The organism is Thermoanaerobacterium calidifontis, assembly GCF_055381745.1.
The window spans coordinates 2,264,556-2,285,921 of sequence record NZ_AP042436.1 but is presented as its reverse complement, the minus strand read 5'-3'; the positions used below and the strand labels follow the sequence as shown (position 1 = coordinate 2,285,921).

Here is a 21,366-nt window from a genome sequence, read left to right as displayed (position 1 = left end):
ATGACAGCATAGATTATGAAGAAGGGGGATGTAGGAATGCTCATACTGCCTAACAGTAAGTATCTATCAAGTAGCAGTGAAATGCCGAAACAGATTGAAATATCTGGTGTGGATATTGAAGAGTTTAATTTTAAAGAAAACTTAAAGAGGAAAAACCTCTTTAAAAAGGAGGACTTTTATAAAAGATTTCTCACCTTAAATGGAGCTATCATGATATCAAAACCATTTGATGCAGGAGAAGTAAATAAATTCTATGTAAGTTTATACGATTTAATTAAAAATATCAACTCTGAAGAAGTATTTGGTGTGAAATTTCCTTCAAGAAGCAGTGAAAAGATTGTTTATAAAAACAGTATATCATTCGACAAGTTTACAATTGGAGACATAATAGTTGCTACAAGTCCAGGTTTTCACGTGCAAGGTGCAATAAGACATGCTGCGATATTTGACAGCAGGAGATATCATGGAAGCATCGACGATAAATGCCTATTGACGGCAGAACCAGACCAAGGCGTGATTTATGAGACAATAAGGTTTTACAGAGAAAATTTCAGTGAGGCATGGGGTCTGACAGTTCCAAAGGCCACAATAGAAGAAAGAGTAAAAGCTGTTGATGAAGTGTCAAAGTTTGTTGGAAAGCCATACAATTGGAGGGCTGACAAAAACGATGATGAAAACTGGTATTGCTCAAAAGTACCATGGTCCGCATACAAAAAATCATCAGGAATAGACATAGATGGAAATGGAGGCTTTTGGGTGTTGCCAATTGACATCTTCACATCAAAAGAAACAGAAGTGTTTGAGTATTCTAATTAATAAGGCAGGATTTTAACCTGCCTTTTAAAATGCAATCGAATGTTATAGGTTTGTGATGTATAATTTAGGAAATTATAATTTTGTTTTGTTATTGTAATAGGGGGATGTTTAATGCATTACGATAAGTGGAAATTCAGGTTTGGTGGAGGGCTTTTAATATTGGTTGGGCTATGGAATGCGTTTGGGTTTGTGATGAAAATAGAATATGCCAAGTTTTCTTTTAGCATAAATGATATAGAGAGTATTATTATCACCATATTGATGCTATATTTAGGATATATAATAGTAAGACACAGTTGATGAACAAAAATTATGATATCTTTTAGACTTGTAGAACCAAGATATGTGGAAAATGTATTAATGGCCTTTAATGGTCTTTTTTATTTTGAAAAAAATTTTATAAAAAACTGTAACAAATTCCTTAGAAATTTGTTTTATATTGTGAGAGAATGAATTTGTAAAATAAATTTAATCCAATTGATAAGTATTGCAAACATGGAAAAGATGTGATTGCATTTTTCCATCTGTTTTAGATTGGAAAGAATGATAATGGATTTAAACGGAAGGCAGGTGATATTAGTGAATAGTTTAGTTCGAAATAATAAATACATTATCCATATGACTCTATTGGCTATTTATATTTTATGGATATTGAATTTAGATTACTTTTATCCTTTTATAAGATTTAAGTCTTTAAGATTAAACGATATTTTTTCTTTGTGTATTCAGATAATACCATTAATACTGTTAATAAATGGCTTTAGATTTAAACATATTTCTGCAAAGATAGTGAATAGTGTGATTTCAATAATATTAATAGTAATAAGTGCAACAATTGCAGTCATTATTTTATTTACCACTATTACTCTTAATGTAAATGAGGCGTTTATGCCAATTCACAATATTAGGTTTGAATCAAGTTCTGTTGTGGTTTATAGAACAAATTTTGGTGCTACTACTGATTATGGAATAACAGTTAGACAGGAAAAAGAAGTCATAAAAGGTGTTTTGCTTGTTAAAAATTTACTTCGAAAAGATCATGTTTATGATATTTCAGTAAAGAAATTAAGTGGTAATGCTGTGGAATTAATGGGCAAAAAAATATATTTAAAGCGAAATGTGTATTTCCCATAAATTTTTGTTAGATGATTGCAAATATGTTAAGGAGGCTTTCTCGATGAATAAAAAATTTTCAAAAATATTTATTGCTATTATGATAATAATTTCAATATTTATGTTAAGTGCATGTACGCCGCAATATCCACCAGATACTTCAGTAAATTTAAAAGGTGCTAATCATTATTGGTTAGTATTTCTGACAATTTTTGTACCTCATTATAGTGAACTAATAATTCAACCTTTTAATGAGGATTTTGTGATACCTGATGAAATCAATGTTGACATTGTTATTAACAATAAACGTTTATTTACCGGTAGACTAAGATACATTCCTGATCCAAAGTTTAAATTTGGGCAATACAAAGTCGAATTAAAGTCAGACGAATTTTATAAAAAATATAAAAATCAAAAATATACAGTGATTATAAAATACGATAATAAAAGAAGTTCGGTATTGCTAAATCAATGTGAGATATATTAATCCATTTTTTATAGATAAATTTTAAGGAGCGTAATCCATGATCATTTTTAGAACTTTGATAAGTATAGCATTAATAGCATGTAATATTGCAATTTATGAATTGTACGTGTATCATAAAAACATTAGAATGGCTTTACTAAGTATATGGTTCTTCATTATAATAAATGGCGTTTTAATATATCTTTTAGTCAGTACATTTTATCCTAGTTAAAAGCTTAATTGTGCAATTTCCTCATTTAAAAAAATTTTTTATAAAAAACTGTAACAAATCTTTTAAAAATTTGTCTTATATTATGAGAGGAGGTATGTAAATGAATCGATTATTTATTTTGCTATTTTCAGTCATATTCTTGTTGAGTTTTACATCTTGCTCAAATGAAACCAAAAAACTTAACACTAATCATGAACAGCAATTGAATCAATCCCCAAATACACAATTGAAACAAAACATTCAGACCGATTTTTATCAAATCTCAATTCCAAAAGAATGGACAGCAGAGAAATTAGATGGGAATATGCTTGCATTCAAGAAAGAAAACAAAAAGATAGGTGGACTGGATATTCTGGGATATTATCCAGAACAACCAATTTCACAGCTTGAGCCAAACCATTCAGAAGTTATCGAATCAAAAACACTTGAAGGATTTTTTACGGAAGTAGTGAAGGAAAAACTTAAAATTACACCTCCGGCTGCATCTGGTGAAACAACTGTAACCGAGCAGGTAAACCTGTTTTTTATTATCAAGGAAAAAAAGATTGCTTATGACCTATATTTTAATACTGCTGATGTTAATGAACAAACTGCTTTAAACATTGCAAAAAGTTTAAAATTAAAATAATATACTATAGATGAGAAAATTCACTGACATAAACTACCATAATAATAAACTTACATGAAAAAATTTAATAAAAAATAAAGACAAATGCTCACTTCTATGGTATTAATATGTTGTTATCACACTATAACAATATTAATCATAGGAGTGGAGCAAATGTCTCATAATAAATGGCGTTTTAATATATCTTTTGGTTAATACCTTTGATTATCCTATAAAAGATGCGTAAAAGCAGGGCTTACCAGTTCGATGACAGATCCTACAATAAATTTAAAATGGAGGCAAAAATGAATAAATATCTTTTTAAAGTAATTTCAGCATATATAAAAAAGTATAGATCAAGATCATTAGCTATTTGTCTTGGCATTATCTTATGTACAGCATTAATAGTAGGAGTTGGAACTCTAGCTGATAGTGCCAAGCATGCTAATGTAACTAAAACAAAATATGAAAGCGGAATCTACCATGTTAGGTATAATATCGATATAGATGAATCAAAACTCAAAATGATAAAAAATGAACCGAATGTTGAAAAAGTTGGCATCTCTTCATATTACGATTCTACTGTACCTGATGGGCGAATAATTCTAAATATAATAAAGGCAAATAAAGATTATGTACAGTTAACTAATTCTAAGGTAATAAAAGGAAGGTTTCCGGTAAAAGATGATGAAATAGCTATAGAAGAATGGGTTTTAAAAAACATGGGGGTAAATCCGGAGCCAGGTACTAAGATTAATTTCAATTTATATGGAAAAAAGACTAACGAAACATACATTTTAACCGGGATTTTACAAGACAGGCCACGGTTAAAATCATCAGGGCAGATGGAAGCCATCCTTAATCTAAATGAAAATGATTCTTATAAAGATGCACAAGTTTATGTAAAGTTTGATGAAAATACTGACATAAATAAAGATATACAAAACATAGCCGAGGACTTGAAAATAGATAATAAATATGTGAGAAAAAATAATATGCTTCTGGAATCATTAGGAACCAGCGAAAAATTAGATCCTACTTTTTTATTGATATCACTTATTGCAGGGGTAGTATCATTAATAGTAATTTTAGGCATTTTCAATATAGCCATATTACAAAGGCTATCTGAATATGGAATAATGAGGGCAGTTGGAGCAGGTTCCTTACAAATTTTGATGCTGCTTTTTTATGAATTATTAACCTTACTATTTATTAGCACACCAATCGGAATTGTGGGTGGTCTTGCGGGAGCGAAACTTTTAAGTTCAATAGCAGGAAATCTATTCACAGAAGGAAAAGTCGACATAAAAAATATAGTTCTATCTCCGAGAGTTTTCTTGATGTCCATAATAATTAACCTTATTTCTATAATTATAGTTACGTTGGTTACATATAGAAGCGTAAAAAGGCTAACGCTTATTGACTCAATAAGAAAAAATTTAAACACGGATATAAAATACAAAAAAGTATTAATTAAGACAGATTTCTTATATAGAATTCTACCATTTTCAAAATACATTTCACTTAGAAACATCTTTAGAAATAAAAAAAGTTTCTATATGATAATTCTATCTATGTGCTTGGGGAGCACTATATTCATAGTATCAAATTTTTATGCAGAGCTTACAGCAGCTCAAATAAATAAAGAGGCCGAAACATCAAAGATAAATACCGATTATAAAATAGAAATAGTACCCGGTACAAATTTATCAGTGGGTATTCCCCTTGAAGACATCCAAGAAATAAAAAACTTAGAAGGTATAGAAGAAGTTAAAACAATACAGCCGATATACGGGAGAATGAAACTGAAAAAAGAAAATATAGCTGAGCCTTTATATTTTGAACAGATAAATGACTCTCCTTATTTTAAAGAAGTACTTAATGGCCTGCTTGTTAAAGAACAAAATAGTGACGAGTACATATTGAAAAATGATATTTATGGATATGATGATAAGCTTCTTAAAGAGATGAAAAAATATGTAAAAGAAGGACAGATAGACATAGAAAAAATGAAAAAGGAAAAAATTGCTATCATTGCTATACCTCATCCAATGAACACTAAACATTTAAGTCCTGATGTGGTGAATTTAAAAGTTGGAGACAAGATAACGGAAAGTTTTAGAAAAGATGGGGATACAGGAGAAGAATTTTTTAGAATGGAAGATGCAAATGCACAATTTAAAGAGGAAGAATTTACTGTAGGAGCAATAGTAGAAAAATTAATAGATTCTTCCGATTATTATGCAGGCAATAATAGTGTTCAAGTTGTCATATCTAACGATATTTTACAGAAAATAAGCGGATTTAAAAATTATAGACTCATTGATATAAATGTAAAACCAGGTTATAACAGTGAAAAATTGTACAATCAGATTTTAAAAATTGCTAAAAGAACACAGGGAGCAACAGTTTTAAATCTAAGCAATGAAAAGCAGAAGATAAAAACATTTGCGACAAATCAGCTTATATTTATAAATACCATAGTAATAGTACTATTTGCCATAAGCTTCTTAAATATAATCAATAATGTAAGTTACAGTTTAATATCGAGAGTAAATGAGTTTGGAATGATAAGAGCCGTTGGCATTACAAATAAAGAATTCAGAAAGATGATAACATTTGAAGGTATGACATATGGAATATTTTCAAGTATTTTGTCTGTGATATTTGGACTGACTGGACAGGTGATATTATTTAAATACTTAGGTCCAAATTTAATCACTCCAAAATTTACAATTGATTGGAAAATATATCTTTTCATCATAATAATAAATATCCTTTTAGGATTTTCAGCTACATTTATTGTATCAAGAAGAGTAAAGCGTATGAGTATAGTAGAATCTATTATCGCAATAAATTAGGAGAGGAGCACTTTATATATGGTTATATTAAAAACGATAAATTTAAACAAAGTTTACGGAAAGGGTGAAAATAAAGTACACGCACTAAAGGATATAAACATAAATGTAGAAAAAGGTGAATTTTTGGCAATCGTAGGACCAAGCGGAAGTGGAAAATCAACATTGCTCCACTTATTAGGAGGACTTGATAAACCAACAGAAGGAACAGTTGAGATAGATGGTGTGGATATATATAAGCTATCTGAGGACAAATTAGCTATATACAGGAGGAGAAATATAGGATTCGTATTTCAGCAGTACAATTTGATACCAGTATTAAATGTAAGAGAAAATATAGAAATGCCAGTAAGACTAGATAAAAAAATACCAGATAAAGAATATATAGATGATTTGATAGAATTTTTAGGGTTAACAGAAAGACAAAGACATTTACCAAATCAGCTTTCAGGAGGGCAGCAGCAGAGAGTGGCAATAGGCAGAGCATTGGCAGCAAAGCCCAGTATAATATTAGCAGATGAACCCACGGGGAATTTAGACACAAAAACGACAGGTGAAGTAATGAACCTGATAAAAAGTTCTATTAAAAAATATAATCAGACACTTGTATTGATAACACATAATGAAAATATAGCACAAAGTGCAGACAGAATATTATCTATCGTTGATGGAGAAATACAATAGAGATAATATTATTTAAGTTTTAATCGGGGGATAGAGATGATATATATACATTTAGCATTAGCATATCTGAAAAAACAAAGAGGAAGGACGATTGCTTTAGTATTAGGTGTCGCCTTGGCAGTAATGCTTGTATTTGGTACTAACGTTATATTTGAAAGCCAGAGCAGAAATCAGCTTGCTAATATTTACAAAATGTATGGAACATATCAGGGCATATTTACTAATCTAAATAAAGACTTGACTGAGAAAATAAAAAATGATAAAGACGTAAGTAAATCTGCAGTAGCAGCTAATCTAGGAAATCTCGTTACTGATAATGGAATTTCAATGATATTAAATTCAACAGACAAAGACTATATAGAAATGAATGGATACACTCTTACAAAAGGTCATTTGCCAAATAAGCAAGGAGAAATAGTATTAGAATCACAGGCTTTAAAAAAGATGGGACTTAAAGAAAAGCTGGGTGAGACAATAAATTTTAAAATCAAAAAGGAATATAAAGATGAAAACGGCCTGAACCAAATATGCATGGAAAGCAAGTCCTTCAAATTGGTGGGGATATTAGATAAGCCCAAACAATATTATGAGGGGTACTATTCACTGAGAGGATTTACATACTTTAAAGAAGGTGAAAATAATGTACTGCCTAACAATTTTATAACATATGAAGAAATCGTCAAATTGAAATCAAAGGCTAATCTATCGGGTCAGTTGAATCAGATAAGAGAGAGGTATAATATAGGAAGATGGGATTATGATCTAAATATACAACTGGTAACAGCACTTGATGATTACAGTTCTCAAAATACGAATGATTCTGTACGTCATTTTAATATTTTGATAGTAATTACAGCGATTCTTCTTATATATAACATGTTTAATATATCTTTAATAGACATGATAAAACAAATAGGCATGATGAGAGCTATAGGGTCGTCAAAGAAACAAGTGAGACTGATAGTAGGATTTCAAAGCTTATTTATTCTCATCATTGGATTATCTCTTGGTCTATTGATGGGTATTGCATTTTCATATATTGGGATGAAGTTGTTTAACTTTGCATTTTTAGATGTATCACAATCAACAGTGTGCATAAGTGGGAAAAACATGTGGAATGCAGTAATAGTTGGAGCCTTAACTGTCATAGTTTCAAGCATAATACCGATATGGATGTCAGGCAGGATATCACCAATAGAAGCTATGAGAAAGAGCGATAGATCAGGTGGAAAGCAAAGAAATAGAGGATACCATAAGTTTATAAAAAAGATATCTGGCATAACAGGTGAGATGGCATATAAAAATGTGTGGAGAAATAAGTGGAGGACTATAATAATAGTTGTATCAGTAGCAATGGCAGGATATTTATTTATAGATGATATTGCATTTCTTAACAACCGAGATGCGGTGTATAATACAACACCATATGTTTTAAACATGCAGGACTATGATTTTAAATTGTTGTTTGGTCCAAATATAGATCTATATTTTACAGGTTATACAAATGATGATGTAAAAGCCATATCTCAGATAGAAGGAGTGAAAAAAGTAGGTACAAAAGTATCTATGGAAGGTTTTTTGGAATCTGATGTAAATGATTTAGAAAATGACTTTAAAAAGTACAATGGAATTTCAGATACAAATAAAAATGTGGAAACAATGATAGAAGTAAAAGGCTATGATGATGATCAGTTGCAGGGATTTAAGAAGTATATAGATAAAGGGGACATGTCATCGCTGAATAATTCATCAGATAAATATCCAAATGCAATAGTATTTAATTACTATTATGATATTTTTAAACATAAGCTCGAGGGAATTAGAAAAGATTTAAAAGTTGGTGATACCATGGCAATAAGGATTCCTGTTATCAGAAATGGCAAAATAGCATATGAAGAGGAAAATATCAGAGTAGGTGCACTATTAAAGCAGGAATGGACAGCTAAAGGTGACAGTACACGGGGAGCCAGGATGGAGATAATCCTTCCTCAAAAGTACTTAATGAACATTTCAGGGAAAAGTACATATGACCAGATCAGCGTGCAGTCTGAAGCGGGAAAGGACACTTATGTGTATGATAGTATAAACAAGATTCTAAAGGACAAGCCTTTTGCAGGTGTGGAAAGCAAGCTAAGTTATATAGAAAAGAGCCAAAAAGGATTTACGGGAGTATTGGAATCAGACATGGTGATCGTAGCATTGATATTACTAATAGCAGGCATGAATGTATATAATACGCTAAAAACCAACTTATTGATACGTACAAATGAGTTTTCCACACTTAGAGCAATAGGCATGACAGTCAAGCAGCTTAAAAGCATGATAATAAAAGAATCGATTATTTATGGTGTATTGAGCAGCATAATAGCGGCTTTAATAGGCAGTTACAACGTTTATTCATTTTACAGTTTGGTAAACAGGCAGTACAAGGCTGGATTTAACATAAGCGAAAGGCTGCAATTTAAATTTCCAGTTATACCAATACTATTGTACAGTGCTATAGTTATAGTTATATGCATATTGTCATCTTATGTATCTGCAAAGAAAGTAGAAAAGCTTAATATAGTAGAAGGCTTAAATATAACCGAATAAAAGATGAGGTGGAGATTATGAGCATATTAGAGACAGTAAAATTGACTAAGATATACGGTAAAGGTGACAATAAAGTAGAGGCTTTAAAGGAAGTATCAGTTTCTATAGAAAATGGAAAATTCACTACTATAATAGGCCCCAGCGGTTCAGGTAAGAGTACGCTGCTTCACTGCATGGCAGGACTAGATGTGCCTACATCAGGTGAAGTATTATTAAATGGTGAGAATATATTTAATCTATCAGAAGAAAAACTTTCGATACTGAGAAGGCGAAACTTCGGATTTGTATTTCAAAGCTTTAACCTTATACCAGTTATAGACGTGTATGAAAATATAACATTGCCAGTATCATTAGATAATAAAAAAATAGATAAGGACTACATATCGGAAATAATAGAAATTTTAGGACTAGAGAATAAGATAAAAAGCTTTCCAAATGAACTCTCAGGAGGACAGCAGCAAAGAGTAGCAATAGCAAGGGCACTATCAAACAAACCAGATATAATATTTGCAGATGAACCAACAGGTAATTTAGACAGTAAAACAGCAGAGGAAGTGATGAAATTCTTTAAACTCTGTGTAGAAAAATTTGGACAGACTTTGATTATGGTAACTCATAATAAAGATATAGCAGCATCAGCAGATGTATGCATAACAATACAAGATGGCAAGATTCTAAGCTACTTGAACAATTAGGAGGGTATTTTTACAGCTTGATTGCAATGAAAGCAAAGGTTTGTTTATAAGTCTTAATTCTTCAAGAGAACTTTTAGGCATGGCTTTAATTAAGTCTCTGCATACTTTTTTGCTGGGGGCTTTATGTCATTTAATTTTTGTGTACGCATTATCATATCTCAATTGGTCCATGTGAAGAAAGCGAGTATTTCCTTGAATTACAGAATCAGTCATAAAGTCAATAACTTCGGCTGGCTGAAAGACAGCATTTGGCGCTTTTTTAAAGGATAATATACTTGAAAGAATTTTATCAAAGCCGATTTTTTCTTTGAATGCTTGTATATATGTGAAGGTTACATTATTTGATACTGTAAAATTGTCAAAAATTGTTGGTAAAATATATTTTAAAAACCCCTTTTCTCTTGTAAGATTAAGTGTTAAACCCATATTATGGAGATTCTCCTTTCTGTTAATTTTTTTGTTTGACACTTAAATTTTATCAGAAAAAGGAGAATTTCCATATATTTTTATATTTTTTGTAAAAATTTTTTTCACATTTTTTAGTCTTTAAATAGCTCTATTTGGACATTTTGTAAATTCATCTGCTGAATCCAAGTTTAATAAAAGTAAGAATAAATATGTTGAAATCAAAGGCTTTAAAGATTTTTAATTAAATATTGAAGTGTGTTTTATGTTCCCGCAGACTTATTGTTTGGGGAATTTTCTGTTTGAGGAGGTAAAGGATTTTCATAGAATTAGATATTCGCGAAAAGGTGTGGGAATTTGTGTACTTGTTCACAAAGATACAATTGATTGTTTACTATAAAAAAATATAAAAATTTTTATAAAGAACTGTAACAAATTCCTTAGAAATTGTTTTATATTGTGAGAGAATGAATTTACAAGTTTTGCGTGGGGGTTTATATTGGAAATATGAAAATATATGATGAAATACTTTATTCATACAAAAGATGCGTATAAGCGGGGCTTACAAGTTCGATGACGGATCCTGCAATAATTTTCAAGGAGGATGCTCTTGCGATATGTTGGAATTTAATATTCTTTTTAAAATTTTATTTCTTGTTATTTATGTGATAATAGTTCTTAAATTATATTATAAAAAAGCTAAATTTGAAAAATATATTATATATGCGGCTTTAGTTGTTTATATTGCAGTTTTAATAAATACCGTGTTTTTTCCTATACCAATAGAAAGTGATATGATTCAGTTTTTAAAAGGCACAAAAAATAAGTCATATAATTTAATTCCGTTATTACCAATGCTACATTACACAAAAATACAAATAATAGGAAATATTGTACTTTTGATGCCTTTGGCATTTTTAATGCCTTTTATTAACTATAAATATATTTCATTTAGAAAAAATATATCTTTATGTGCAATAACATCTTTTTGTATTGAAATAACACAATTGCTTGTTTCATTAATATACGGTTTTGCATATAAAATTTGTGATATAAATGATTTTATATTAAACGTATTTGGAGCATTAGTTGGCTACATCTTTTTTAAGATGTTGCTACCTATATTCAAAAAAGATAATCATTTATTTTGTGAATCGTCACAGCATAACATTGAATAATTATTGATATTAATGGATTTTTTTCAGTTAGGAGGTTTTATGAGTTGGAATACATAGAGCTTTTTGCAAATATGTCTAATATAATAGATTTGATTGCTACTTTGTTGTTTTTGTATGTGGGATATATATTTTTAAGATATAGCCAATAGAGAAAGACTTAAACGAAAATCTTAAAATCAGTACATTTTATTATCCCAGATAAAAACAAAAAAAGCAGGTTAGTTACCTGCCTTCTTTATACTTGCTAAACCCATGATTATGAGAGAAACTATTACAATGCTGCCGCCAGGCGAGAGATTTAGATAAAAAGACAGTATTATGCCTGCGAATACAGATATGAAGGAAAACAGTATGGCATAAAAAATAGTCTGTCTGAAGTTTTTGGCGATTTTAAGGCTGGCTGCTGCAGGTATTACCATCAATGCCGATACCAACAAAGCTCCCACTATTCTCATGGATACTGCTACAGTTATGGCCACAATCATGGTAAATATTATATTAACCATGTTGACAGGAATACCTGATATCAAAGCGGCTTCTTCGTCAAATGTAATGTACAAAAGCTCTTTGTAGAAGATGTAAATAACAGCTATTATAACAATGCTTAGTATGAATGAAATCAAAACGTCTGTGTTGTTAATTGATATTATGCTTCCAAAAAGGTAATTCATTATGTTTGCAGGACTTCCGCTGGATAAACTTAAAAGTATTACTGCGATTGCCATTCCTGCAGACATGACAACTGCAATAGATATTTCCGAATATCTAAAGTAGGATTTTCTCAAGCGTTCAATTCCGAAAGATGATAGTACCACAAAGATTATAGAGCCTATTGTAGGATTTATACCTATGAGAAATCCTGCTGCTACGCCTGCCAGTGCTACGTGGGATAGCGTATCACCCATCTGTGATAGCCTTCTTAATACTAAGAAGCTTCCTACTAATGGTGCTATTATCGATATAAATCCGCCTGCAAGAAATGCCCTAATCATAAAGTCGTATGTAAAAATATTAAGCATTATAACACCTCAATCTAAAGTCGATTATTGATATTTTCACTTTGGTGATGGTGCATATCCAGTTTGACAGGGTATCCGTATATTTCAGCCAATTCTTTTTTTGAAAAGTCTAAAGTGTCGCACCTATCATATAGTCTGCCATTTCCCATGCATACGATTCGAGATACCTTGTCGGATATGGCCCATACATCATGAGTGACCATAATAATCGTTATTTTATTTTGTTTATTTAAAGTATCAAGGATTTTGTAAAGCGTGTCTTCTGATTTTGCATCTATGCCTGTTGTAGGTTCATCTAAAAATAAAATCTTAGGATCGCTGACAAGCGCTCTTGCTATAAATACCCTCTGCTGTTGTCCTCCAGACAGATTTCCGATAAGCCTGTCTTTGTAATCAATCATGTCGACAGTTTTTAGAGCATTATTTACGATTTCCCAGTCGTCTTTGGAAAGTTTCTTAAATAGCCCTAATTTCCCGTAAAGCCCCATCGATACAACTTCTTTCACACTTGCCGGAAATGAAGCGTTGAAAGAATAAGATTTTTGTGGGACATATCCTATTATAGATCTTTTTTTTATGTCTTTTACGCTTATCCCGTTTATAAGGACTTCGCCTGATGAAGGCGTAAGATCTCCTATCATGATCTTTACGAGAGTGCTTTTGCCTGAGCCATTTGGCCCGATAAGGCCAACAAATTCACCATCATCAATAGTTAGATTGATATTATTAAGCACCTTTTTATCATCATAAGAAAAACTGACATCTTTAAGTTCAACAATTTTACTCATAAAAATCCCTTTCGTTAAATTAATAATTTAATGCTTTCTGAAGATTGTCTAAGTTTTGCTGCGTCAATTTTATATAATCGTAGCCTTTCTTCATTTCATCTTTAGTAAGCCCTTCAATAGTATTTAATGGAAGTACTTTTGCACCTGTTTCGCTGGCAATTGATTGAATAGGCTTAGGTGATGTCAATGGCTCTGTAAAGATGTACTTGATGTTTTCTTTTTTTATGAGATGTATGACTTCAGCGACTTTAGCGGGACTTGCTTCAGCTTCTTCGCTCATACCGACAATAGATACTTGGTTTAAACCGTAATCTCTCGCTACATAGTCAAAGGCGCTGTGGTATACTATAAATGTCTTAGTTTTGGTGTTTTTAAGTTTTTCAGTGTATTCACTGTCTAACTGCTTTAATGTATTTAACAAAGTATTATAGTTATCTTCGTAGTATTTTGCGTTTTTATTGTCAGCACTTACCAAAGCATCTTTTATATTTTTCGCCAATATCTGTGCTTCTTTTGGAGAAAGCCATACATGCGGATTTACAGCATTTCCGACTTTTATAGCATCAATACCGTTTGACACTTCTACAAATTTGGGTCCTGATACAGATGATTCTACTTTGCTTATCCATGAATCCATGCCAAGTCCTAAATACACGACGAGAGAAGCTCCTTCTATGTCTGCTATCTGTTTTGTCGTAGGTTCCCAATCATGTGGCTCCACGCCTGGCGGTATTATGTTTTGGACTGTTGCTTTATCACCGGCTATTTTTTTTGTAAGATCATATAAAGGATAAAAAGTTGCATATACAGCTAATTTGCTGGGTTTTTTTGAAATTTTTGTATTGCATGACGTCAAGCTAAATACTATCAAAACTATCAAAAAAATTGAAATAAATTTTTTCATCTACAATCCTCCTCGTGATTTTTGCAATTTTTGCAGTATCCAGTGATTTCGATTTTGTGGTCTACAACTTCAAAACCATCCAGTTTGTTTCGGCAAAGATCTATGGGACATATATTAAGTTCAAAGATTTTGCCGCATTTTAGACATTTCATTATATGTTCATGCATGTCTTTGTGGATTTCATACATAATATTGTTGCCTATAGTTGCTTCACTTAATACATTTATATCTTTTAGAAGACTTAAATTTCTGTATACAGTATCTAAACTTACTTGTGGAAATGAACTTTTTACTTTTTCGTAGATTTCCCTTACAGATAAGTAACCATTGGAATTTAGCATTATGTTTATGATAAGCTCTCTTTGGGGAGTTATCTTAAAGTTGTTGGATTTTATGGTTTTTAAAATATCTTCCTTTGTCATAATCCCTCATTCCTTCTAAATAAGAATAATTTACTATTTAGGATTATATAATTGTTTATCATATTTGTCAAGAAATTTTAATTATTTTTTAATCTGTATCTAATTTTATTTTAAGAATTGAAGGTTAAAATCTTAATACGAGGTGATGAAAATGAATTACGCTATTTTTCAATTTATCAATGGATTTGCGGGTCATCATAGCATATTAGATAAGGTGATGATATTTATTGCGTTGTATTCTCCTATTATATATGGGCTGCTAATGGTTATCCAATGGTTTGTTGGAGGTGATGATGGGAAAAGGGTATCGATGGAAGAGTTCTTTGCTGCGGTCATAGCATTGAGCGCAAATTTTATCATTTCAAGATTTTATTTTGAACCAAGACCTTTTGTTACACATAAAGTGAATTTGCTTGTTAAACATCCAAGTGATGCGTCTTTTCCAAGTGATCACCTATCAGGAGGTTCTGCCATTGCATTCACTCAGTTAAAAGGAAATAAGCTTATTGGTGCTATCATGATGGTTTTGACGGTTTTACTGCTTATAGCGAGAGTATATGTTGGAGTTCACTATCCTGTGGATGTTGTGGCTGGATTTGTCATAGGATTTTTGATGAGCAAGCTTGTGAAATATCTAAAAGGCATTTTGGATCCCCTTGAAAATCAAATTCTTAAGATATGGCATAGATTTATAAAGATATGATAAATATTATTTTTATATTTTATTGACACGAAGGGGAATATATAGTATCATAGAATCAGGAATTGAGAATGATTATCAATGAAGGGGTGGTAATGATGAGCGTATACGACTTAAGACCAGGGCAAACGGCTTTAGTAAGTGGTATTTTAGGTGACGAAAAGTTAGCCAAAAGATTGCGTGCCCTTGGAGCAAATGAAGGCGTAAAAGTAAAAGTCAAAAGCTTTGCGCCCTTAGGAGATCCTATAATAATAAATTTTATGGGATTTGATTTGGCAATTAGAAAAAAAGATGCAAAAAATATCGTGGTAAAAGATGTTGTTTAAGATATGTGAAGGAGGTGGCGTATGGTAGTTTCGGATGCAAAACGGATGATAACTGCTGCTTTGATTGGTAATCCCAATGTTGGCAAGACAACTCTTTTTAATCTGCTTACGGGATTAAACCAGCACGTAGGCAATTGGCCTGGTGTCACTGTTGAAAAAAAGGAAGGTTTTATAAATGACAATGTAAAAATCGTCGACTTGCCAGGCATTTATGCAATGGATACTTACTCCAACGAAGAAAAAATCTCCAAGTCTTTTCTGGAAAATGGCAATGTGGATTTGATATTGAATATAGTAGATGCTTCAAATCTTAAGAGAAATTTGTACTTAACTATGCAACTTAAAGAATTCAACATACCTATTGTATTGATATTAAACATGGTGGATGTTGCTGAAAATAAGGGCATAAAAATTGATTATGAAAAATTGTCTAAATTGCTTGATGTCATGGTTGTTCCGATTGTGGCTTCAAAAGGAAAGGGTGTAGACGAGATTAAGGAACTTTTATTGAATGACATTTTTTCAAAAGCAATCAATGATAATGAAAATCATTATCGTGACGATACACGCTTTAAAAGTGAAGCTGAAACGTATAAATATATAGAAGGCATTTTATCACAGTGTGTTACGTACACATCTGAAAATACAGTTACTATCACAGAGAGATTAGATAAAATCCTAATAAATAAATTTTTGGCTTATCCGATTTTTATAGCCATCATATATTTAATCTTTCAGTTTACTTTTAGCTGGGTTGGCCAACCATTGGCAGATTTACTGGACAGTTTTGTCAATGTTTGGTTTGTACCGCATGTTAACATATTGCTGTCTGGTGCAAATGGCTGGTTTAAGTCACTTATCGTTGACGGCATTATTGGCGGCGTAGGATCGGTAATAGTATTTCTTCCTGTAATCTTAGCCTTGTTTTTGTGTATATCGTTTTTAGAAGACAGCGGATATATGGCAAGAGTAGCTTTTTTAATGGACAAGATAATCAGGAAAATGGGGTTATCCGGAAAGGCGTTTATTCCACTTATAATTGGCTTTGGATGCAATGTTCCTGGAGTGATGTCAACAAGAACTTTAGAGAGTGAAAAAGACAGAAAGATGACGGCTCTTCTTTTGCCGCTTATGTCTTGTAATGCAAGGTTGCCTATTTATCTGGTTATGGCAGGTGCTTTGTTTAAAGGCCACGAAGCTTTGGTTGTTGCATCTTTATACGCATTAGGCGTCATTATGGCGTTTTTCGTAGGCATACTTTTCAAAAATACCATATTCAAGAAAGATGATGAGCCGTTTATAATAGAACTTCCTGAGTATAAGTTGCCTGAACTTAAGTCATTGGCAGTACACACGTGGGAAAAAGGCAAGGGATTCTTAAAAAAAGCAGGTACTATAATCTTTTCTGTGTCTATAATTGTTTGGATTTTATCAAACTTTAATTTTTCAGGTATGACGGAAATAGACAAAAGCTTTATCGCATATATAGGGAGATTCATAAGTCCTATCTTTATACCATTAGGTTTTGCTTCATGGCAAAATTCAGTATCACTTCTTACAGGAATAATGGCAAAAGAAGTGGTAGTAGGAACTATGGGGGTTATATACGGCGGAAATTTGACAAAGATTTTGCCGACAGTTTTTACGCCGATTTCAGCTATTAGCTTTCTCGTCTTTGTGCTTTTGTACACACCGTGTATATCTCTAATTGCCACAATGAAAAAAGAATACGGTGGAAAGATGGCAGCATTCTCTGTAACATATCAGTTGGTCTTAGCTTGGGTAGTTTCATTTATAGTTTACAATGGCGGAAATTTAATTTTGAGAATATTTTAATAAAAGGAGTGGTCATATGATTATTGAAGCGATTGCAACTATAGCAATAGTGACGGCAGCGGTGTTTATTCTTTATAAAAACATAAAGAAAAGTGCTTCTGGACAATGCAACTGCGGTAGTTGTTCTTCCAGTTGTCCTAAATTTTCTGCAGTAAAGCAAAAAAAGTAGGGTAACCTACTTTTTTAAAGCACTCTCTTAGCAAAGCTTTCTATTCTTTCAAGGGCTTTCATAATCTTATCGATAGAATACGCATAAGATACCCTTATGAATCCGTCTCCTCCAGGACCGAACGCATCTCCTGGTACGACGGCTATTTTTTCTTCTTTTAAAAGCCTTTCACAAAATTCTTGTGATGAAAGGCCTGTTTTTTTAATTGAAGGGAATATATAAAAAGCTCCCTTTGGTTCAAAACAGTCAAATCCTATTTCTCTGAAGCTATTTACTATGAGGCGCCTTCTTTGATCGTAAGTTTTACGCATCTTTTCTATATCGTCTTCGCACTCGTATATCGCTTTTATGCCTGCGTATTGTGCCATTATGGGAGCGCATATTGTCGTATACTGGTGAATCTTATTCATAGCCTCTATGAAGCTATGCTCCGCTGCTATGTATCCCAATCTCCAACCTGTCATGGCAAAAGCTTTTGAAAAGCCGTTTAAAACGATAGTCCTTTCTTTCATATCAGGCAGTGAAGCTATGCTTACATGCTTTCCATCATAAGTAAGTTCGCTGTATATTTCGTCGGAAATGACTATCAAATCATGTTCTATTATTATGCCTTTTATAGCTTCTAAATCCTCTTTTTTCATGATAGCACCTGTGGGATTATTTGGATATGGCAGTATAAGTGCTTTTGTCTTACTGGTTATTTTTGATTTCAGATCATCAGGTGTTATTATAAAATTGTTTTCTTCATAGGTAGGTACGTATACTGGCACCCCTCTTGTAAGCTCTATGCAAGGTGAATAAGAGACATAGCTTGGTACAGGCACTAAAACTTCATCGCCATCATTTATAAGGCATCTAAGTGCTAAGTCTATGGCTTCGCTGGCGCCTACGGTTATCATTATTTCATTTTCAGGATCGTAATTTAAGCCGTAATGATTTTTTAGAAAGAATGATACGGCTTCTCTTAATTCTAAGAGTCCAAGGTTTGATGTGTATGTAGTAGCACCTCTGTCAAGCACATCTATGGCTTCTTTTCGCACAGTCCATGGCGTCACAAAATCTGGTTCGCCAACACCGAGAGAGATAATATCGCGAGAATTTGTAACAAGGTCGAAAAATTTTCTTATTCCAGAGGGAGGGATGTTTTTTACTACATCTGAAATGTATTTATTGCTCATGGTGTTACCACCAATCTTTTGTCTTCGGGACCGTCTGTAAAAAACACCCCATCTTGTTTGTATCTTTTAAGTATGAAATGTGTAGTTGTACTTAGTACACCGTCAATAGGAGCCAGTCTTTCCGCCACGAAAATAGCTATTTCCTTCATGGTTTTGCCTTCTACTTCTACTGATAGATCGTATCCGCCAGAGATTAAAGAGACAGATTTTACTTCATCGTATTGTCCAATTCTTTCAGCAATAGCGTTAAAACCTTGCCCTTGCTGTGGTGTGACTCTTACATCAATAAGTGCTCGCACTACTTCCTTTTCGGTTTTTTCCCAATTGACCAATGTGCTGTACTTTAATATAACTTTTTCTTCTTCAAGGCTTTTTACTATATCCTTTACTTCATCTTCGCTGAGCCCGGTGATTACGGATATTTGCTTGTCTGTCAAACGGCTGTTTTCATGAAGAAGCTCGACTATATCCATCTTTTTAGACATTTATGGCACCTCCCAAAAATAATGTTATGCACATTATAATACAAAAATTATAATAATTCAATCTATTAAAGTTTTAAATTTGCAACTTTCCTTTGAATTTCAATATCATCTTTGCAGGGTGGTATGACTTCTTTGCATATCTAAGCCCTGGGATTCCCAAATCTTGTTCCCTGTTTATATATTTGTACTCAGACATTAGCTTAGCAAAACACATGTTTATAAATGCGTACGCATCTTTAATCTCTGGGTTTGCCTTTTCTATGTGAGTCACTGCCGTTTCTGGATTTAATTTTTCTCCGAATGAATATGCTTCTATTTTTCCGTTTATCTTTAATACAATTCCTTTTACATTAAAAAAATCGTAGTTTTCCAGAACTTTTTTTATCGCATCAAATTCCTTTAGTATTCCGGGATTTTCCTCTATGTCTTTTAAGGAAATCCATTTTTCAGTAAAATTTAAACATTCTAAAGCATTTTCACTGCGAAGTTCTTCCAAAACATAATCATAAGTTCTCATAAATTTGTTTATATGATTTTTTTTATTGTGATATTTTCTACCAGAAAGATTGATAAGGTCTTGTGTATTGTACACGTAGTCAAAATTGTCTTCATCTGGTTCCATCTCAACATTAAAATTTTCTCTAATCTTAGTGGCAGAATCATTGTCAAAGCGAGTTAGATTGATTTCAGAGTAATCTTTTTTAAGCATTTCACAAAATTTTTCCAGTGCATTTAATGTATTTTCAGATGGACCTACAGGAGGAAATACATTATTGCCTGAAGCAATCAAAAGACACCCATCGATTATCTCATATTTAATGTCGTAAACATGATTCCACATAAAGAGATTTGTAAATGTGTATTCTGATATTTCTGGTGGATATGCACAAAAGTATTCATCAAAAATATTTTTATCTTCTATGGATAATGGTTTCAACTATTTTCACCTCTTGGATAATAATTATTTATTAAATATAGTTATTTGCACGTGTTAATATTATAACACACAGTTATTGAATAACAAAATTGACTTAAGCATTGTGATAATATAATATAGAAGAATGATAAAAAAATAATTAAGAGGTGTTTTTATGTACGACGAATTTGCTAAATTTTACGATAGATTAGGCTGGGATTCCTATGCTAAGGAGTTGTGGCCAGATTTTAAAAGATTTTTAGACAAATCTGGTTTTAATATTAAGACTATGTTGGATTTGGCATGTGGAACTGGGGTTTTTTGCATAGGCGCTTTAAGAGATGGCATAAATGTAGAAGGCCTTGATTTATCTGAGGAAATGCTTAAGAAGGCAGTTGAAAATTGTAGAAAGTATGGTTACGATATAAAGTTTCATCTTGGCGATATGAGCGATTTTGATTTAGGCAAAAAATTCGACCTTATAACTTGCACATTTGATGCTATAAATCACATGACGGATTTTCAAAAGTGGAAATCTATGTTTAATTGTGTTAAAAGACATCTTAACGAAAAGGGAGTTTTCATGTTTGACATGAACACATTGAAAGATTTAAGCGATAATTGGAATAATATCCATATAAGGAAGTATCCAAACGGTGATTACTATATTTCCAAAAGCATATCTTTTGGAGATAATGCTTTTATAACATTTACCGCCTTTTTAAAGAAAGAAGGAAGGCTGTATGAAGAATATGAAGAAACAGTTCACGAAATGAGTTTTTCATTAGACGAAGTTGTAAATGAATTAAAAATGGCTGGATTTAAAAGTGTCAACATAATGAATAGAAAATTTGATATTGTTGAAGATGTAGATAGTTTAGATAGAGCTTTCATTCTCTGCAACATTTAAGACAATGTGACGATGTGATTAAAGGGATTTAGTGCAATAATATAATATTGGAATTAATAAATTTGGA

General features: G+C 32.1%; 22 protein-coding genes and 1 pseudogene. 15 read left to right on the top strand and 8 right to left on the bottom strand.

Annotated elements, in window-relative coordinates:
* Positions 1-81 precede the first annotated feature (81 nt).
* The 9 genes from ACZ42G_RS11970 (at position 82) to ACZ42G_RS11930 (ending at position 10,063) form a co-directional block, all read left to right on the top strand.
* Complete coding sequence (locus tag ACZ42G_RS11970) at positions 82-816, top strand: YiiX/YebB-like N1pC/P60 family cysteine hydrolase (protein ID WP_085111863.1); 735 nt, start codon at positions 82-84, stop codon at positions 814-816.
* Between the two features lie 111 nt (positions 817-927).
* On the top strand, positions 928-1,116 hold the full coding sequence (locus tag ACZ42G_RS11965) for a hypothetical protein (protein WP_274893429.1): 189 nt from the start codon (positions 928-930) through the stop codon (positions 1,114-1,116).
* A gap of 243 nt (positions 1,117-1,359) precedes the next feature.
* Complete coding sequence (locus tag ACZ42G_RS11960) at positions 1,360-1,950, top strand: hypothetical protein (protein ID WP_464852167.1); 591 nt, start codon at positions 1,360-1,362, stop codon at positions 1,948-1,950.
* A gap of 43 nt (positions 1,951-1,993) precedes the next feature.
* On the top strand, positions 1,994-2,416 hold the full coding sequence (locus ACZ42G_RS11955) for a hypothetical protein (RefSeq protein ID WP_274893427.1): 423 nt from the start codon (positions 1,994-1,996) through the stop codon (positions 2,414-2,416).
* A gap of 311 nt (positions 2,417-2,727) precedes the next feature.
* Positions 2,728-3,255, top strand: coding sequence for a hypothetical protein (locus ACZ42G_RS11950; RefSeq protein WP_274893426.1), 528 nt, complete (start codon positions 2,728-2,730; stop codon positions 3,253-3,255).
* A 284-nt stretch (positions 3,256-3,539) separates the two neighbouring features.
* The gene (locus tag ACZ42G_RS11945) at positions 3,540-6,095 is read left to right on the top strand and encodes an ABC transporter permease (RefSeq protein WP_274893425.1); all 2,556 of its coding nucleotides are present in this window, start codon (positions 3,540-3,542) and stop codon (positions 6,093-6,095) included.
* An 18-nt stretch (positions 6,096-6,113) separates the two neighbouring features.
* Positions 6,114-6,776 carry an ABC transporter ATP-binding protein gene (locus tag ACZ42G_RS11940; RefSeq protein ID WP_303264761.1) on the top strand — a complete coding sequence of 221 codons (663 nt, stop codon included), beginning with the start codon at positions 6,114-6,116 and terminating at the stop codon, positions 6,774-6,776.
* 36 nt (positions 6,777-6,812) lie between these two features.
* Positions 6,813-9,368 (top strand): ABC transporter permease, encoded by a 2,556-nt coding sequence (locus tag ACZ42G_RS11935; protein ID WP_274893424.1) that lies wholly within the window; start codon positions 6,813-6,815, stop codon positions 9,366-9,368.
* A 17-nt stretch (positions 9,369-9,385) separates the two neighbouring features.
* On the top strand, positions 9,386-10,063 hold the full coding sequence (locus ACZ42G_RS11930; protein ID WP_274893423.1) for an ABC transporter ATP-binding protein: 678 nt from the start codon (positions 9,386-9,388) through the stop codon (positions 10,061-10,063).
* 18 nt (positions 10,064-10,081) lie between these two features.
* Here the strand turns inward: ACZ42G_RS11930 and ACZ42G_RS11925 are convergent.
* Positions 10,082-10,489 (bottom strand): annotated as a pseudogene (locus ACZ42G_RS11925) (IS1380-like element ISTps2 family transposase); the annotation flags it as partial.
* A 596-nt stretch (positions 10,490-11,085) separates the two neighbouring features.
* Here ACZ42G_RS11925 and ACZ42G_RS11920 point away from each other — a divergent pair.
* On the top strand, positions 11,086-11,646 hold the full coding sequence (locus tag ACZ42G_RS11920) for a VanZ family protein (RefSeq protein WP_274893422.1): 561 nt from the start codon (positions 11,086-11,088) through the stop codon (positions 11,644-11,646).
* Between the two features lie 218 nt (positions 11,647-11,864).
* Here ACZ42G_RS11920 and ACZ42G_RS11915 read toward each other — a convergent pair whose 3' ends face one another.
* Genes ACZ42G_RS11915 through ACZ42G_RS11900 form a run of 4 tightly spaced genes read right to left on the bottom strand, consistent with a single transcriptional unit; the run spans position 11,865 to position 14,779 of the window.
* Positions 11,865-12,665: a metal ABC transporter permease gene (locus ACZ42G_RS11915; protein ID WP_085111814.1), complete on the bottom strand. Its 801-nt coding sequence runs from the start codon at positions 12,663-12,665 to the stop codon at positions 11,865-11,867.
* Between the two features lie 14 nt (positions 12,666-12,679).
* On the bottom strand, positions 12,680-13,453 hold the full coding sequence (locus ACZ42G_RS11910) for a metal ABC transporter ATP-binding protein (RefSeq protein ID WP_274893420.1): 774 nt from the start codon (positions 13,451-13,453) through the stop codon (positions 12,680-12,682).
* A gap of 19 nt (positions 13,454-13,472) precedes the next feature.
* Positions 13,473-14,357: a metal ABC transporter solute-binding protein, Zn/Mn family gene (locus ACZ42G_RS11905; RefSeq protein ID WP_464850572.1), complete on the bottom strand. Its 885-nt coding sequence runs from the start codon at positions 14,355-14,357 to the stop codon at positions 13,473-13,475.
* On the bottom strand, positions 14,354-14,779 hold the full coding sequence (locus ACZ42G_RS11900) for a Fur family transcriptional regulator (RefSeq protein WP_464850570.1): 426 nt from the start codon (positions 14,777-14,779) through the stop codon (positions 14,354-14,356). Before ACZ42G_RS11900 ends, ACZ42G_RS11905 begins: the two co-directional genes overlap by 4 nt.
* A 151-nt stretch (positions 14,780-14,930) precedes the next feature.
* Between ACZ42G_RS11900 and ACZ42G_RS11895 the strand changes: the two genes are divergently transcribed.
* The 4 genes from ACZ42G_RS11895 (at position 14,931) to ACZ42G_RS11880 (ending at position 17,810) form a co-directional block, all read left to right on the top strand.
* A complete protein-coding gene (locus tag ACZ42G_RS11895) occupies positions 14,931-15,482 on the top strand; it encodes an undecaprenyl-diphosphatase (protein WP_464850569.1) in 552 nt (183 codons plus the stop codon).
* Positions 15,483-15,577: 95 nt separating this feature from the next.
* The gene (locus tag ACZ42G_RS11890) at positions 15,578-15,805 is read left to right on the top strand and encodes a FeoA family protein (RefSeq protein WP_464850568.1); all 228 of its coding nucleotides are present in this window, start codon (positions 15,578-15,580) and stop codon (positions 15,803-15,805) included.
* 21 nt (positions 15,806-15,826) lie between these two features.
* A complete protein-coding gene (feoB, locus tag ACZ42G_RS11885) occupies positions 15,827-17,641 on the top strand; it encodes a ferrous iron transport protein B (RefSeq protein WP_464850566.1) in 1,815 nt (604 codons plus the stop codon).
* 16 nt (positions 17,642-17,657) lie between these two features.
* A complete protein-coding gene (locus ACZ42G_RS11880; protein WP_464850564.1) occupies positions 17,658-17,810 on the top strand; it encodes a FeoB-associated Cys-rich membrane protein in 153 nt (50 codons plus the stop codon).
* A 14-nt stretch (positions 17,811-17,824) separates the two neighbouring features.
* Here ACZ42G_RS11880 and ACZ42G_RS11875 read toward each other — a convergent pair whose 3' ends face one another.
* The 3 genes from ACZ42G_RS11875 to ACZ42G_RS11865 all read right to left on the bottom strand — a co-directional run bounded on the left by ACZ42G_RS11875 (position 17,825) and on the right by ACZ42G_RS11865 (position 20,410).
* On the bottom strand, positions 17,825-18,988 hold the full coding sequence (locus ACZ42G_RS11875) for an aminotransferase class I/II-fold pyridoxal phosphate-dependent enzyme (protein ID WP_085111808.1): 1,164 nt from the start codon (positions 18,986-18,988) through the stop codon (positions 17,825-17,827).
* Positions 18,985-19,473: an Lrp/AsnC family transcriptional regulator gene (locus ACZ42G_RS11870; RefSeq protein WP_085111807.1), complete on the bottom strand. Its 489-nt coding sequence runs from the start codon at positions 19,471-19,473 to the stop codon at positions 18,985-18,987. The genes ACZ42G_RS11875 and ACZ42G_RS11870 overlap by 4 nt, the downstream gene beginning before the upstream one ends.
* A gap of 73 nt (positions 19,474-19,546) precedes the next feature.
* Positions 19,547-20,410 (bottom strand): DUF2156 domain-containing protein, encoded by an 864-nt coding sequence (locus ACZ42G_RS11865; RefSeq protein ID WP_085111806.1) that lies wholly within the window; start codon positions 20,408-20,410, stop codon positions 19,547-19,549.
* Positions 20,411-20,564: 154 nt separating this feature from the next.
* On the opposite strand from ACZ42G_RS11865, the gene ACZ42G_RS11860 reads away from it, so the two are divergent.
* Positions 20,565-21,299, top strand: a complete 735-nt coding sequence (locus ACZ42G_RS11860; RefSeq protein ID WP_464850563.1) for a class I SAM-dependent DNA methyltransferase — start codon at positions 20,565-20,567, stop codon at positions 21,297-21,299.
* The last annotated feature ends 67 nt before the right edge of the window (positions 21,300-21,366 follow it).